This is a genomic window from Pseudomonas sp. GW821-FHT07E12 (genome assembly GCF_058986605.1).
This window is the reverse complement of record NZ_JBYSVX010000018.1, coordinates 44,857-60,989: the sequence shown is the minus strand read 5'-3', so window position 1 is coordinate 60,989 and position 16,133 is coordinate 44,857. Positions and strand designations below refer to the sequence as shown.

Here is a 16,133-nt window from a genome sequence, read left to right as displayed (position 1 = left end):
GCGGGTCTTGCCAGCGGCGCTGAAGCCACTTTAAGCAAGCTCTGTCGCAATACTTGTGACTGGCAGCGCTGATCCCTACACTGGCCGAGTCAGCGTTTTACGCTTTCCCGGGGGTGCACTGGTTTCGACGGGAGTTGCGAAGTCGCTTGGCGCATGCCGAGGGGGCAGCTTTCCTCGTTAATCCAGCGGCAAAACTCTAGTTGCCAACGACGACAACTACGCTCTCGCCGCTTAAGGCGTAAGCCCCGAAACTGCTTGTGTCCGTGCTCGCAGCGTAGGGTCACTATCACGGAACCGCCGGTGGTGGCTGCCTGTCAGCTGCCGGTTAAATAAAGCGGGCTGGTTCTCGGGTGCGCTCTGCCGATCGTGCTGCCCGGGGACGAGACTCAACGAGCGGATAAGCATGTAGTGCTGAGGATGGAGTTCTTTCGGACGGCGGTTCGATTCCGCCCACCTCCACCAATGAAGGGACCGAACAGGTCCGGAGAAGGCCGGAAACCCGCGAATTCCTGGGGTTTCCGGCCTTTTTCACATCCAGCACCGTGCGACCGAAGGTGCCGGAAGTATCGTCAGGGCGGCCATCAATAGCCGCCGCAGAAGGCATCCGCACACGGCGTGGCCTCTCCATAGCGCGGCTGCAGCGTGGTGCCACGGATGAAGTCGGCCATCACGCGGAAGTAGCCGTCCGGCTGACGCGTGGAAACCCGCTCGCCACCTGCATCGGTTTCAAAGTCATACATGCCGTGATCGGCGTGGGGGAACACCACGCGCGTGATCGGCTTGCCGGCACGCTGCAAGGTGGCCAACCGGCGTAGCGTTTCCTGCGGCGGTGCGTCCCGATCCTGTCCACCCAGCACCCACAGCTGAGGGGTATCCAGTGCTTCGAGCACCGGCATCGGGTCGTAGTGCACCGGCACGCCGCGGACGAGCTGCGGCGCGGCGCGACGGATGACCTCCGGATCGGTGGCGAGCAGATACCCGGTGAAGTTGCCTCGCACGGAGGGATACCAAGGCGCCTTTCCATACTTGGCCTTCGCTGCAGCCAATAGCTCGTAGCCCTCGGTGAAGTCACTTTCGATCAACCGGGCGGTGACGTCGGCGATGTCCATGGCGCCGGCCATGGCGTCCTCGCCGAAGCCGCCTCGGGTCATGTCCCATGCGATCGCTTCGCGATCCTCCTCCAACGGCGAGACCGCCAGGCCGAAGCTGACGATGACGAAGTCGACCGGGGCGATCCGCGCTGCCAGCGGGGCCACCCAACCGCCCTGGCTGCCGCCCTGGTAGCCGATGCGTCCGGCGCGAGCACCCGCCAGACGCCTGGCTTCGCGCATGGCGTGAATCGCATCGATGGCCAGCGTGAGGTAGTCCTGCGTATAGCGACCATCGGACGCGCCGGTGCCACGCTTGTCGTAGGCGAACACCCCGATCCCGGCACTCGCGAACTCGCGCTGGAGCGAATAGCGCTGCAACGCCGAGTCGCGCTCGGCGCCATGTACCAGGACCACCAGCGGCACAGGCTCGTCGCCAGGTGGCAAGGTCAGGCGACCAGCGAGGGTGACGCCGCTGCCGCTGAAGCGGGTATCGATCTCCACCAGCGGTATGCGCGCGCCCGGCACACCGTCGAAGCGCACGCTGCTGCGCTTGCAGTCGAAGCGGACTCGATGCCCGTCAGGTCGATCCGTCCAGCCCAAGGTACTGGTCCACACGCCACCGGCGACTCGCGTCAAAGCTCCCGTGCGCCCATCGGGCATGCGCCAACGTAGTTGTTGCCCGGCGCCCGGCCCGATGTCGAGCGATTGCCCATTGCTCAGGCGATAGCTGCCGATCTCGCAGCGCGGGGCCGGTACCGGGCCCGCGGATGCGTTACCGGCGAAGGCTGCCTCGGAAATCAACAGCGTGGCGAGTGCCACCGCAGCCCACCGCCTTCCGAAAGACCCCTCTACTTTCAACATCATGCCCACCTCCTCCCAAGTACCTTTCGCACCGCAGGCTGCCATGGCAATCAGGCGCCGGGCCACGGGAAATCGACGAAGCCCCGATGGCAACGACGAACTTGCGGATGGAGGGGACGAAGCCGACCCGGAGAGTGGTCGCCCACAAGCCCCTTGCCGTATGATGGCCGGGTATCGTTCGAGGTGCCGCAGCAAGGGAGAAAATCGTCAATTTCTCCTTGTGCTTCAACCGATTGCATCGGCCAGCGTCACCTCTGCCAATTCAAACGGAAGGGTCGGTCCGGTAACGGATCGGCCCTTTCTGACACCGGGAATTGTTGGACCGTCTTACTCGCTTCATTCACCCTCTTCTCAACCTGCCCCTTCAGACCTACTCCGTGATCGTCCAGTTGAGACGGGATCCCCGGCTGGGTTTCATCCGCGTACTGGGCCCGCTCGCCACCGGCCTGCTGGTTCTGTATGCGCTGTATCTGGCTACGGCCGGGCAATGGCTGGGCGTGGTTCTGGCCTTGGCCTTGGCGCTGCTGGCCGGCATCCAGTTCTGGCACATGCGGGGTCGCGAGGAAGCGGGTGGCGCCGGGCTGCGGGTTGCCGTGATCAACGTGGCCGGCTGCCTGCTGGCGCTGACGCTGTCCGGGCAGGCCGCGCTGCCGTGGTTGTTCCCGGTGCTGATGACCAACCATTTCCTGTGCACGCCCGGGCGGGCCACGCTGGTGAGCCTGCCGTTGCTGCTGGTGCTGTTCCTTTTCCCGGAACTGGCCGCGAACCTGGGCGAGCGTTTCTCGGCGGTCGCGGTCACCGCGCTGACGATGGTGATCGGTCACGCGCTGTCGCGGCGGATGAACGATGACCGGGTCGAGCTGGAGGAACTGGCTTCGCTCGATGCCCTGACCGGCCTGCCCAACCGGCGGATGCTCGAGCGCACGCTGACCCGGCAGATCGACGAACGCCGCGAACGCCAGCGCCTCAACGGGTTGGTGATCCTCGACGTGGATCATTTCAAGGAGGTCAACGACCTCTATGGGCACGCCGCCGGCGATGCCACGCTGGCCGATCTGGCCGCGATCCTGCGCTTCGAAGTGCGCGACAACGACCGGGTGTTCCGGTTTGGTGGCGAAGAGTTCGTGGTGCTGCTGCGGATCGAATCGACCGAAGAGCTTGAGGCCGCCACCGAGCGCCTGCGCAGGACGATCCGCAGCGCGCTGCGCGGCCCGGGTGGCCGCATCACCATCTCGCTGGGCGCAGCCCGCTACAACGGCGAGACCCACTGGCAGGACTGGTTCTCGCGTGCGGATGCGGCGCTGTACATCGCCAAGAACAACGGCCGCGACAGCTACCGCATCGCCGACCATCTGCTGTGATGGCGTGCGGGCGGCTGATCCGCCCGCACGCCCTCTTCCTCAACCCGCTGCCGGGTCCGGCTTCACCACACGCACTGCCGCCGCACGGGCATCATCCTGTGCCCCCGTCTGGCGCCAGCCGCCCAGCGCCTTGTAGACCGTCACCACGCCGACGTTGACCGAGGCTTCGGCCTGGGCCAGTGCATCGTCTGCGGTCAACCGGGTGCGCTGGGCATCCAGCAGGGTCAGGAAATCCTCCGAACCCTCGCGATAGCGGATCTGCGCCAATGCTTCGGCACGCCGTGCGGCCTCGGCCTGATCGACCACGATCGCCAACCGCGCCTGTTGCCGCGAGTAGGCGGTCAGGGCGTTCTCGGTGTCCTCCAGCGCCAGCAGCACGCTTTGTTCGTACTGCGCCAGCGCACCGTCGGCCTGGGCCTTGCTGGCACGCAGGCGTGCCCGCACGGTGCCGAAGTCGAACGCCGCCCAGCTGATCGACGGGGTCACCGACCACGCCTTGCTGCCGCTGGCGGTCAACGAGGCCACATCGCCGGACAGGAAACCGACAAAGCCGCTCAAGCTGATCCGCGGGAACAGATCGGCAGTGGCCACGCCGACCCGCGCGGTCGCTGCCGCGAGCCTGCGCTCGGCCTCGCGCACGTCCGGACGCTGACGCAGCAGCTGCGCGCTGTCGCCCAGCGCCAATGCCCGTGCGTAAGCCGGTGTCGGACGCGGTACCAGGATCTCGTCGAGTGCATCCGGCGCCCGCCCCAGCAACACCGCCAGACGGCGGCGGTACTGGGCCTGGGCAACTTCCAGCAGCGGGATGTCGGCCTCGATCGCCTTCAACCGCGCACGGCTGCTCTGCACGTCCAGCTCGCTGCCCGAACCCAGGTTCCAGCGGGTTTCGGTCAGACGCTGGGTGTCGCGCAGGTTGTCGAGCGTGGTGCGCGCGACTTCGATGCGCTTCTGGGTGCCGCGCAGTTCGAAGTAGTTGCGTGCGACCTCGGCGGCAACGGTGACCTGGGCATCGTCCAGACCGGCCTGTTCGGCTTCCAGGTCGGCGTGCGCGGCTTGTGCGGCACGGCGTTGGCGACCGAACAGATCCAGTTCCCAACCGGCGTCGAAGCCCAGCGTCGTGCTCTCGCTCAGCACGCGCTGGCCGTCGCCAGTGGAGGACTGCTCATGGCTGCGGGTGTAGCTGCCTTCGGCGGTCACGTGCGGAGCCTGGTCGAGACGACGCTCGACGAACACCGCACGCGCCTCCTGCACGCGTGCCACGGCGATGCGCACGTCGTAGTTGGCCACCAGCGAGTCGCGCACCAGTTGCTCAAGCACCGGATCGTCGAACTGCGCCCACCAGGCGCCGACCGGCGATTCGCCACTGAAGGCCGGATCGCGGGCCTCCGGCAGCACCGTTGCCTGCTGCAACGGTGCGACGTAGTTCGGGCCAACGCTGACGCAACCTGCCAGCAACGCGCCGGCCACGGCCACGGTCAACAGACGGATCACCATGGCAGCACCTCGCCAAGGTAACTGAAGCTGCCGTTCGGGCCGTCGGCACCGATCAGCGCCATGCCGACGCTGGAACGCGCGCCTTCGCTGACTTCGATCTCGCCCTGGCCACCATTCATGTCGGTCTTGACGTAGCCCGGATGCACCGTATTGACCTTGATGGTGCTGTCGCGCAGCTCGTAGGCCAACTGCACGGTCCAGGCGTTCACCGCAGTCTTGGAGACGTTGTAGGCCGGGACCTTGAAGTCATAGATCGGCGAGGACGGATCGCTGTGCAGCGTGTTCGAGCCGAGCAGGCTCGACACGTTGACGATGCGCCCGGCCGCCGAACGATGCAGCAGCGGCAGGAACGCACGGGTGACCTCGACCACCGCGAACAGATTGGTGTCGAAGGTGCGGCGCCAGGTATCCAGGGTCTGTTCGGACGGCTTGCGGCCGAACTCGTCGACCAGGATGCCGGCGTTGTTGATCAGGATGTCGAGACGGCCGTGACGTTGCTCGATGGTGCCGACCGCGGCAGCGACGCTGATGTCGTCGAGCACGTCGAGCTGGATCGCTTCCACCGGCAGGCCCTCGGCCTGCAGCTTGAGCGCGGCGGCCACTGCGTCATCACGCTTGCGACCGGCCAGCAGCGTGTGCACGCCAGCTTGGGCCAGCTGACGCACGGTCTCCAGACCGATACCGCGGGTGGCACCGGTGACGAGCGCGATCTTGGTGTTGTCGTTCATGGATGAAGTCCTTGAGAGGGGGAATGAAGGCGATCAGGCGTGGTTGTGCTGCGCGGGCGCCGGGGCATGCGAGACCAGCGGACGGCCGGCCAGCTTGCGCAGCGCGACGTAGAACACCGGGGTCAGGAACAGGCCGAACAGGGTCACGCCCAGCATGCCGGCGAACACCGTGATGCCGGTGGCAGCACGCACCTCGGCGCCCGCGCCGTGCGAGAACACCAGCGGCACCGTGCCGGCGATGAAGGCGATCGAGGTCATCACGATCGGACGCAGACGCAGACGGCAGGCTTCCAGCGCCGATTCGACGATGCCCTTGCCCTGCAGTTCCAGCTCGCGGGCGAACTCGACGATCAGGATCGCGTTCTTGCACGCCAGCCCCATCAGCACCACCAGGCCGACCTGCACGAACACGTTGTTGTCGCCACCGCTGAGCCACACGCCCAGCAACGCCGACAGCAGCGTCATCGGCACGATCAGGATCACCGCCAGCGGCAGGGTCCAGCTTTCGTACAGCGCCGCCAGCACCAGGAACGCGAGCATCACCGCCAGCGGGAACACCACCATCGCCGCATTGCCCTGGGTCGCCTGCTGATAGCTCAGGTCGGTCCATTCGATCGCCATGCCGGCCGGCAGCACCTGTGCGGCCAGATCGGTCACCTTCTGCATCGCCTCGGCCGAGGACAGCATGCGCGCATCGGCTTCACCGGCCAGATCGGCGGCGGTGTAACCGTTGTAGCGCAGTACCGGATCGGGACCGTAGGTCTGCTTGATGCTGACCATCGAACCGATCGGCACCATCTCGCCACGGTCGTTGCGGGTACGCAGGCGGCTGATGTCCTCGACGCTGTCGCGGAACGGCGCATCGGCCTGGGCGATCACCTGCCAGGTACGGCCGAACTGGTTGAAGTCGTTGACGTAGGCCGAACCCAGATAGGTCTGCAAGGTGTCGAACAGATCGGTCAACGACACGCCCTGGGCCTTGGCCTTGGTGCGATCGACCTCCGCATCCAGCTGCGGCACGTTGGCCTGGTAGGTGCCGATCGGGTAGCTCATGCCCGGCACCTGCGATATCGCGCCCTGCAGCGAGCTGACCGCGTTCTGCAACGCGCCATACCCCAGATTGCCGCGGTCCTCGACGAACAGCTGGTAGCCGTTGCCGTTACCCAGGCCGAGGATCGGTGGCGGCATGAACGCGAAGGTCAGGCCGCCGCCCAGCGCGGAGATCTTCTGGTTGATCTCGGCGTTGATCTCCAGCGCCGAGCGCTTACGCTCCGAGAACGGCTTGAGCGGCAGGAACACCACGCCGGTATTGGGCGTATTGGTGAATTGCAGCGCATTGAGGCCCGGGAACGAGATCGAATGCGCCACGCCATCGGTCTTCATCGCGATGTCGGCGACCTTGCGCAGCAGCGCGTCGGTGCGCTCGATCGAGGAACCTTCCGGCAGCTTCACACCGGCGATCAGGTACATCTTGTCCTGGGTCGGGATGAAGCCGGCCGGCACCGCCTTGAACATCACGCCGGTCACCAGCAGCAGCACCACGTACACCGCGAACACCGCGCCACGCCGGCCCAGGATGCGCGAAACCGCGCCCTGGTAACGGTTGGAACTGGTGTTGAAGAAGCGGTTGAACGGACGGAACAGCCAGCCGAACAGCTTGTCGATCAGGCGCGACGGAGCATCCTTGGGCGCACCGTGAGCCTTGAGCAGGCGTGCGGCCAGCGCCGGCGACAAGGTCAGCGAGTTGATCGCCGAGATCACCGTGGAGATGGCGATCGTCACCGCGAACTGCTTGTAGAACTGGCCGGTCACACCCGACAGGAACGCCATCGGCACGAACACCGCGCACAGCACCAGCGCGATCGCGATGATCGGCCCGGACACTTCTTTCATCGCCTGGTGCGCCGCAGCCAGTGGCGTCAGGCCTTCCTCGATGTTGCGCTCGACGTTCTCGACCACCACGATCGCGTCGTCCACCACGATGCCGATCGCCAGCACCAACCCGAACAGGGTCAGCGTGTTGATCGAGAAGCCCAGCAGGTGCAACGCGGCGAAGGTACCCACCACCGACACCGGCACCGCGATCAACGGAATGATCGAGGCGCGCCAGGTCTGCAGGAACAGGATCACCACCAGCACCACCAGCAGCACCGCTTCCAACAGCGTGTGCACCACCGAGCTGATCGAATCGCGCACGAAGATCGTGGTGTCGTAGACCGCCTCGTACTTCACGCCCTGCGGGAAGCGCGTGGTCAGCTCGTCCATCTTGGCGATGACCTGATCACGGATCTGCAACGCGTTGGCGCCTGGCGCCTGGAAGATGCCGATACCGACCGCGTTCTTGCCGTCCAGCTGCGAGCGCAGCGTGTAGTCGCCCGCGCCGAGTTCGATCCGCGCCACATCGCGCAGATGCGTGACCTGCCCGTCGCTGCCGGTCTTGAGCACGATGTCGCCGAACTCCTGTTCGGTACGCAGCCTGCCCTGGGCGTTGATCAACGTCAGGAAGTCGCTATGCGGCATCGGCTCGGCGCCGAGCTGGCCGGCCGAGACCTGCACGTTCTGCTCGCGCATCGCCGCGACCACGTCACCGGCGGTCAGCCCGAGCGCGGCAATCCGCTCCGGGTCGAGCCAGGCGCGCATCGCATAGTCACCACCGCCGAAGATCTGCGCATCGCCCACGCCCTGGATGCGCGCCAGCGCGTCCTTGACGTGCAGGCGTGCGTAGTTGCGCAGGTACAGCGTGTCGTAACGACCGTCCGGCGAGGTCAGGTGCACCACCATCAGGAAGGTCGGCGACTGCTTCTGCGTGGTCACGCCCTGCCGGCGCACGTCCTCGGGCAGACGTGCCTGCGCTTGCGCGACACGGTTCTGCACCTTGACCGCCGCGTCGTCAGGATCGGTACCGGGGCGGAACGTGATGGTCATCTGCAGCACGCCGTCCGAACCGGCCACCGACTTGATGTACATCATGTTCTCGACGCCGTTGATCGCTTCCTCCAACGGCGTGGCGACAGTCTCGGCGATGACCTTGGGGTTGGCGCCCGGATAGACCGTGCGCACCACCACCGAAGGCGGCACGACGTCAGGGTATTCGCCGATCGGCAGCAGCGGGATGGCGATCAAGCCCGCTGCGAAGATCACGATCGACAGCACCGCCGCAAAGATCGGCCTGTCGATGAAGAAACGGGAAAAATCCATGAGGGAATTCCTTGGAAGATTTTCGAGCCGCCCGACGATGGGCGGCCGTTGAAACAGGTAGCGCAGTGCGTGCCCTTCGCCCATGGGGAGAAGGAGGAGGTGGTGCGAAGCGTTGGAGGAGGATTCGGGGAAAGCTTCACGCGATCAGCCATCGCATGGGCTTCCCCATCCCCTCACCCATCCGCTCTCCCGACGGGAGAGCGGCTCAGTTCAATGCAGCGGTCGCACTGCCTGCCCGGGGCGCAATCACACTCGGCTTCACCTGCACCGGCATGCCGGGCATGAACACCTTCTGCACGCCGTCGACGATCACCCGATCGCCCGCCACCAGACCCTGCTGCACGATGCGCAGTCCGTCTGAAGTACGGCCGAGCTGCACGTCACGACGCTGTGCCTTGCCGTCCTTGTCGACCACATAGACGTACTTGCGGTCCTGGTCGGTCAGCACCGCCTTGTCGTCGATCAGCACCGCCTTGAACTCGCCGCTGCCGGGCAACTGCACGCGTGCGAACAAACCGGGAGTGAAACGACGCTCGGCGTTGTCGAGCACCGCACGCACGCGGATCGTGCCGGTGCTGCGCTCCAGCTGGTTGTCGAGGAAGTCCACGCGCCCTTCGTGGGCAAAGCCGTCCTCGCCCACCAGCGCGACCCGCACCGGCAGACGCGCTTCACGCTCGCTCGGCCGCTCGCCGGCACGCGCCATCTGCGAGTAACGCAGGAAGGTGGCCTCGTCGGCGTCGAAATAGACGAAGACCTTGTCCAGCGAGACCAGCGTGGTCAGCACACTGGCGCTGTCGCCCGCCGTGACGAGGTTGCCGGCGGTCACCATCGCGCGACCGGCACGGCCGTCGATCGGCGCACGCACCTGGGTCCATTCCAGGTTGAGTCGCGCCTGCTCGACCGCCGCCTGCGCGGCAGCCACATCGGCGCCGGCCTGATCGGCAGCCGCGCGACGCTGCTCCCAGCTTTCGGTCGAAATCGCCTGCTGGTCGGCCAGCTTCCTGGCACGTGCCGCCTCGCTACCCGACAACTCGGCCTGGCTGCGCGCACGCGCCAAGTCGGCGCTGGCACGCGCCAGTTCGGCACGGTACTGGCGTGCGTCGATGGTGAAGAGCACGTCGCCCTTCTTTACTTCCTGGCCTTCGACATAGTTGACCTTGTCGATGTAGCCGGACACACGTGGGCGCAACTGCACGCTCTCGACCGCTTCGACGCGGCCGCTGAACTCGTCCCATTGCTTGATCGGCTTGATCAGTACCAGTGCGGCGCCGACTTCCGGTGCGGGCGGCGCGCCATGCTCGGCGGCCTGCGAACCGCAGGCGGCCAACACGGCGGCAATCACCGCAGCCGCGAGCGTATTGCGCAGGGAGAATCGGAACGGGGTGGCGTTCTCGTTCATCGGGAAACCTCTTGAGTGGAAAGGGGGAGAGGAACACCGGCCATCAATCCGTTGACCGGGAGGGAAGCAAGCAATCGATCTACACCGACCACGACCTGGCCGGGCACACCGCGACCAGCCAGCAGCGACACCGCACTGCGACCTACCGCCGTCGGCTTCAGCCACTCCCGGCAGGCCTCGCCGGGACGGCTGGGGTCGCAGACCGGCTGGTCCACCGACAGCAACTGCACGCGCACGCCGAGCGGCTGTGCTTCCTCATGCAGCACATGGGCAAGCATCCGCGTCGCCGACGCGACGATCGAGACATCGCCGTGACCGGCCCACGCCCGCAGGGCGCAGGGGCCGCCGACCAGCACGTAACGGCCGCCAAGATCGGCCAGCAACGGCAGCAGGTGACGGGCTGCCGCCAGGTGCGGCAACAGATCGCGCTGCAGCCGCTTGAGCAGCATCGAGGCCGGCCGGTCGAGCAGGCGGCCCTTGCTGAGCGGGCTGCCGATACAGGCCACCACCGCCGCCAGCGGGCGCGAGCGCTCACCGATACGGTGGGCCAGCGCCTCGGCTGTCGAATCACTGGCCACCGAACCATCCATCGTGTCCAGCGCCGGGGCATCGCCGAAACGCGCCTTCAGCGCCTGCAGGCGCGCCGCATCGCGACCGATCGCCAGCACCGGGCTACCGGCCTCCAGCAGCGAGGCGACAATGCCGCCCCCCACCAGGCCGGTCGCACCCAGCACCGCGACCTCCGGCTGCAGCGTCCCGCTCACGGGACTTTTACTCCCATTCGCGGGACAATTGGATTGCGGGCATACGAGCGACCATGGCCAATGTCCTTGGACGGACGGCCACTGCGCTGCAATCGGGGCGGCAAGGTGAATTCGCGAAAGCCCGTGGGAATCGCAGGATCTTCGGTAAATTTGATTGGATCGAAGGCACTTTCAAGTGCCTCGACACGGCTCGACCTCAGGCCAAGCCAGGAACGCAGTCCCATGGCGGCATCTCGGGGGTAAGAAGGATTGGACGCAAGTTACGCCCCTAACCCGCACTTGATTAGTCCGGATTAAGGGGAATAATCATCCCTGCCACGGTCCAATCCATTTTCCCCCGGAGCCCGCCATGATCCACGATCTCAACGACAGCCTGATCTTCGTGAAGGTGGTCGAACAAGGCAGCTTCATCGCCGCCGCCAACGCGCTCGGCCTGCCCAAGACCACCGTCAGCCGCAAGGTGCAGGAACTCGAACAGCGCCTCGGCGCGCGACTGCTGCACCGGACCACCCGTCGCATCGGCCTGACCGAAGCCGGCTCGGTCTACCACGACCATTGCCGACGCATCGCCCGCGAACTGGAAGAAGCCGAGAGCGCGGTGAGCCAATTGCAATCCGGCCCGCGCGGCTGGCTGCGCTTCACCGTGCCCTACTCGATCGGCATCAACTGGATCGCGCCGCTGCTGGGCGAGTTCCACGCGCAATACCCGGAAATCCAGCTCGACATGCACCTGGGCAACGAGAAGCTGGACCTGATCGCCGGCGAGGCCGATCTGGCGCTGCGCGTCGGCCCCCTGCCCGACTCCAACCTGGTCGCACGCAAGCTCGGCAGCCTGCGCAGCCAGGTATTCGCCAGCCCCTCCTACATCGAGCGCTACGGCGAACCGCTGCACCCGGACGAATTGCAGTTCCATCGCACCCTGGCCATGCGCAAGAACCGCAACATCCACAACAACCGCTTCTTCTGGCCGCTCAGCGACGGCGGCGAACTGCGCGAATTCCCGGTCAACCCGCTGGTGGTCGCCAACGATCCCACCGCACTCAACGGTGCGATGGTCTGCGGCGAAGGCCTGATGCTGACCGGCGACGTGATGGCCAAGCCGTTCATCGAATCGGGCATGGTGCGGCGCGTGCTGGCCGGCTGGACCGGACCGGAGTACGACTTCAACGCGGTGTTCGCCGGCGGCCGGCTGGTTTCGCCGAAGGTGCGCGCCTTCGTCGACTTCCTGGTCGAACGCCTCAACTTCGACGCCAACTACATGCTGGCGCAGTGCCCGGCCGCGAAAATGGCGGCGCAGCAGGCGCTCGAAGAGGCCAGCGAACTGGCCGCAGCCGGCAAGCGCATCCTGGAGACCGCCACGGCAGAGTGACCGCCCACTGCCCGTAGGAGCGGCTTCAGCCGCGATGGGGCTTTACCGGGTAAGCCCCATCGCAGCTGAAGCCGCTCCTACAAATGCCCCAATGAAGAAGGCCGCCCAAGGGCGGCCTTCTTCGTATCGAAACAACGCGACTCAGTTCACGCCGGTCGCATTGCCATCCGAACGCAGCGGAATCAGACGGATCTCCACCCGCCGGTTCTTGGCGCGTCCGGCATCCGTACTGTTGTCGGCGATCGGATAACGCTTGCCGGCGCCGATGGTCTCCATGCGCTCACGCTGCACGCCCTGTGCCCCCAAGTACTGGGCGACCGCGTTGGCGCGATCCTCCGACAGCTTCTGGTTGAAGGCATCGCTGCCGACGCTGTCGGTATGGCCGGTCACCTCGATCATCGTCTGGTTGTAATCCTTCAACGTGGACGCGACACCGTTGAGCGCGGTGTAGAACTCCGGCTTCAGGCTCGACTTGCCGAAATCGAAGGTGATGCCGTCCGGCAGATTGAGCGTGATGTTGTCGCCATCGCGCTTGACGTCGATACCGGTGTTCGCGGTGCGCTCGCGCAGCGCGCGTTCCTGGCGATCCTGGTAGTTGCCGATCGCCGCGCCGGACAGCGCGCCGATGCCAGCGCCGATCATGGCCTGCTGACGACGATGCGTGGCGCTGTTACCAGTGATCAGGCCGGCCGCGGCACCGATCGCAGCACCGATCAGCGCACCACGACCGGTCCTGTTGTTCTGCTGCTCGGTCGGATTGCCGTTCTGGTCCTGCTGTACGTAGGAACCGCCGGTCGCGCACGCGGACAGGGCGATGGCGCTGACCAGTGCCACGGACAGGCATTTGCTGGCGGATCGGAACATGGGTTTTCTCCTTTATCGCCGGGCACCCGGCACTCATGACGGCGGCCAGCATAAACAGGCTGGCGCGAGCGCGGCATGACGAAATCACGGTCGAAGGCGCGTCCGTTTCCTCGTATTCAGAAAACCGCATCAACCGCCGCGCAGACGCCCATACGCAGCCAGTGCCTGCTCCCGGCCGCGGGCCAGATCGACCACCGGAATCGGATACGCCGGCGCCAGTTTCGCGTGCAGTTGCGGATGCTGCCAGGGCGCGAAGCGTGCGGCTGCCGGCAGGTCCGCCAGCTCCGGCACCCAACGCGCGATGTAGCGCGCCTGCGGATCGAACTTCCGTGCCTGCGTCACCGGATTGAAGATGCGGAAGTACGGCGCGGCGTCGGCGCCGGTACCCGCTACCCACTGCCAGCCGAGCGTGTTGTTGGCGAGATCGGCATCGACCAGCGTGTCCCAGAACCAGCGTGCGCCTTCGAGCCAATGCACGCGCAAGTGCTTGCACAACAGACTGGCGACGATCATCCGCACGCGGTTGTGCATGTAACCGGTATGCCACAGCTCGCGCATACCGGCATCGACGATCGGGATGCCGGTGCGCCCATGCTGCCAGGCGCGCACCAGTTCCGGCACAGGCGTGGCCCATTCGAACCGGTCGAAACGCGGATTGAGGCTGCGCGCGACGCTGCCGGGAAAATGGTGCAGCAGGTGATAGCCGAACTCGCGCCAACCAAGTTCACGGACATAGCCATCGATATCGGCCGCGCTGGCTGCGTTGCGGCATGCCTCCAGCGCCGCGCAGATCCGCCAAGGCGCGAGCTCGCCGAAATGCAGGTGCGGCGACAGCCGGGAACTGCCGATCTGGTCCGGGCGGTCGCGCCCCTCGCGGTAACCGCGCAGCGCGCCATCGAGGAAGACCTCCAGCGCTTCATGGGCTCCAACCTCACCCGCTCGCCAGTGCTCCCAGAAACCCGCGTCCCAACGCGACGACGGCGCCAGCCCGAGCGTGCCGAGCGCTTCCCCGGCCAGCTCCTGCGGCAATGGCGGCAGCGAATCCGGCGCCACCGTCGGCTTCGGCAATCGCCACTGGGTCAGCGCGCTGCGCCAGAACGGCGTGAACACCCGATACGGGTCGCCTTGTCGTGTTTGCAGCTCCCACGGCTCGAACAGCAGGCTGCCGTTGAAGCTCTCGGCCTCCACGCCAGCCTCGCGCAATCCGCGCTTGATCGCCGCATCGCGCGGCTGCGTAGCCGGTTCGTACTTGCGATTCCAGTACACCGCCACCGCCGCGCACTGCCCGGCCAGGCGATGCAGCGCTGCCTCGCTCGGCCCACGCAGTATCAGCAGTCGCGAACCACGCTGGCGCAATTGCCTGTCCAGTGCAGCCAGCGAACGGTGCAACCACGCGTTGGAAGCCGCACCGGGCGCCCAGTCACCTTCCTCCTCGGGCGCATGCACGTATACCGGTACCGGGATATGCCCGGCATCGAGCGCAGCATGCAGTGCGGGATTGTCGTCCAGCCGCAGGTCACGGCGGAACCAGACGAGGGCATGTGACATGTTCGCTCCGGACACCCGGGATGATTGCCTGTGCTTCACTGCTTCACCCCGGACCGGCAAGCAGCAGAGCAAGCACCGCTGCGCCGTACCAAGAGGCGCGAAAAGTCGACTCGGACTCGCTCGGCACACAGCCACATCGTACCGAATACACCCGGCTCGAAATCACCCATGCATCATGCGCAGGCTGCACCCCAGTCATGGCGACAAGACACTGCGGACCGGACATCAACCGAGGGAAACAGGTCGACCTGACACCCCACGACAGCGCCCCGCTCGCCAAGCCAGAATTCCTGTGGCCACGCCGACCACCGAGCCATCCTACGCAACTGCGATGTTTGGTTGAACGTGACCGACAGCCCGCCGTGCGCACTTGTCCGCATACATCGCACGATCAGCCTCCAGCAGCAGCTGCTCCAAGCTGCCGCCACTCGACAGCGGCACGATCCCCACACTGAAGCGCACGCTCTCCCAGGCCTGTCCCGGCACCTCGATGCGGCCGCTCACCGATTGCAGCCGGGTCAAAAGCTCTTCGGTGTTGCCTGGGGTGTCCAGCATCAGCACCGCAAACTCGTCGCCCCCCAGACGCGCAATCACGTCGGTATTGCGGAACACTCTGCGCAACACGTGAGCCATCTCCACGATCAGGGCATCGCCGGCGGCATGTCCGTGGACATCGTTATGCCGCTTGAGGCCGTCGACATCGAAATACGCGAGCACCCCGGCCCGGTTCTGCCGCCGCGCAATTTCCAGCTGATGCTCGGCCAACACACCGAATCCGCGCCGGTTGTACAACCCGGTCAAATCGTCCGTGATCGACAGACGCCGCACTTCCTCTTCCACCTGCCGACGCTCGCTCACTTCCGCCTGGAGTCGTTGGTTGATCGACTCCAACTGCTGGTTCGCCGCTTCCCACTGCGCGGTCCGCTCGCGAACGCGCTGCTCCAGCGCCGCATAGACCTGCACATTTTCGATCGCCACCGATGTCGAGTCGGCCAACGCGCCAAGCAGGCGGACATCGTCGGACGAGGGATCACGCTGCTGCGCCCAATAGGCGCCGATCGCGCCGATCGGATCCCGGGTGCGGATCGGCACCATCACCAGACTCTTCACGAACGTGGGCCGATAAACGTCATGCGGGATGCGCTCGTCCGCATAGATGTCCGGAATCACCACTGGCTCACGATGGGTCATCGCCCAACCACTGATACAGGCACTCATCGGGAAGCGCTGCCCCTTCCACAGCGGAGCCACCGCATCTTCGTCCTTATAGAAGCACCGGTCTCCATCGCGCAATACGAATGTGGCACCGTCTGCGCCGGCCAGCTCACGTGCCGCGTGGCGCACCACTGTCGCGACACCGTCCATGTCGCGCGCCAGCGACAATTCCTGGACCACGTCCACCAGCCGTTCCAATCGCCGCACGTATGCCATGGGAGCCCCCTTTTCGGGCTTCTTT

At 65.9% G+C, this 16,133-nt stretch carries 11 protein-coding genes and 1 other RNA gene; 3 read left to right on the top strand and 9 right to left on the bottom strand.

What is annotated here, in order from left to right; all coding sequences use genetic code 11:
- The first annotated feature begins 109 nt into the window (after positions 1-109).
- Positions 110-462, top strand: a transfer-messenger RNA (tmRNA) gene (gene ssrA / locus AC3WJE_RS11895).
- Positions 463-581: 119 nt separating this feature from the next.
- Here the strand turns inward: ssrA and AC3WJE_RS11890 are convergent.
- On the bottom strand, positions 582-1,910 hold the full coding sequence (locus AC3WJE_RS11890; RefSeq protein ID WP_493731012.1) for an alpha/beta hydrolase family protein: 1,329 nt from the start codon (positions 1,908-1,910) through the stop codon (positions 582-584).
- A 431-nt stretch (positions 1,911-2,341) separates the two neighbouring features.
- Between AC3WJE_RS11890 and AC3WJE_RS11885 the strand changes: the two genes are divergently transcribed.
- Complete coding sequence (locus tag AC3WJE_RS11885; protein WP_493731011.1) at positions 2,342-3,313, top strand: GGDEF domain-containing protein; 972 nt, start codon at positions 2,342-2,344, stop codon at positions 3,311-3,313.
- A 39-nt stretch (positions 3,314-3,352) separates the two neighbouring features.
- Here the strand turns inward: AC3WJE_RS11885 and AC3WJE_RS11880 are convergent, their stop codons facing one another.
- The 5 genes from AC3WJE_RS11880 to AC3WJE_RS11860 form a co-directional block, all read right to left on the bottom strand.
- Entirely contained in the window at positions 3,353-4,807 is a 1,455-nt protein-coding gene (locus tag AC3WJE_RS11880) for an efflux transporter outer membrane subunit (RefSeq protein ID WP_493731010.1), read from the bottom strand.
- Entirely contained in the window at positions 4,801-5,535 is a 735-nt protein-coding gene (locus AC3WJE_RS11875; RefSeq protein WP_493731009.1) for an SDR family oxidoreductase, read from the bottom strand. Before AC3WJE_RS11875 ends, AC3WJE_RS11880 begins: the two co-directional genes overlap by 7 nt.
- A gap of 33 nt (positions 5,536-5,568) precedes the next feature.
- Entirely contained in the window at positions 5,569-8,733 is a 3,165-nt protein-coding gene (locus AC3WJE_RS11870; RefSeq protein WP_493731008.1) for an efflux RND transporter permease subunit, read from the bottom strand.
- Positions 8,734-8,938: 205 nt separating this feature from the next.
- Positions 8,939-10,132 carry an efflux RND transporter periplasmic adaptor subunit gene (locus AC3WJE_RS11865; RefSeq protein WP_493731007.1) on the bottom strand — a complete coding sequence of 398 codons (1,194 nt, stop codon included), beginning with the start codon at positions 10,130-10,132 and terminating at the stop codon, positions 8,939-8,941.
- The gene (locus AC3WJE_RS11860) at positions 10,129-10,896 is read right to left on the bottom strand and encodes an SDR family oxidoreductase (RefSeq protein WP_493731006.1); all 768 of its coding nucleotides are present in this window, start codon (positions 10,894-10,896) and stop codon (positions 10,129-10,131) included. Before AC3WJE_RS11860 ends, AC3WJE_RS11865 begins: the two co-directional genes overlap by 4 nt.
- A 349-nt stretch (positions 10,897-11,245) precedes the next feature.
- Here AC3WJE_RS11860 and AC3WJE_RS11855 point away from each other — a divergent pair, with 349 nt between their 5' ends.
- Entirely contained in the window at positions 11,246-12,265 is a 1,020-nt protein-coding gene (locus AC3WJE_RS11855; protein WP_493731005.1) for a LysR family transcriptional regulator, read from the top strand.
- 141 nt (positions 12,266-12,406) lie between these two features.
- Here AC3WJE_RS11855 and AC3WJE_RS11850 read toward each other — a convergent pair whose 3' ends face one another.
- The 3 genes from AC3WJE_RS11850 to AC3WJE_RS11840 form a co-directional block, all read right to left on the bottom strand.
- Entirely contained in the window at positions 12,407-13,129 is a 723-nt protein-coding gene (locus tag AC3WJE_RS11850; RefSeq protein WP_493731004.1) for a YiaD family glycine zipper/OmpA-like lipoprotein, read from the bottom strand.
- Positions 13,130-13,258: 129 nt separating this feature from the next.
- Positions 13,259-14,677, bottom strand: coding sequence for a cryptochrome/photolyase family protein (locus tag AC3WJE_RS11845; RefSeq protein ID WP_493731003.1), 1,419 nt, complete (start codon positions 14,675-14,677; stop codon positions 13,259-13,261).
- A 318-nt stretch (positions 14,678-14,995) separates the two neighbouring features.
- Positions 14,996-16,108, bottom strand: coding sequence for a sensor domain-containing diguanylate cyclase (locus AC3WJE_RS11840; protein ID WP_493731002.1), 1,113 nt, complete (start codon positions 16,106-16,108; stop codon positions 14,996-14,998).
- Positions 16,109-16,133 lie beyond the last annotated feature (25 nt).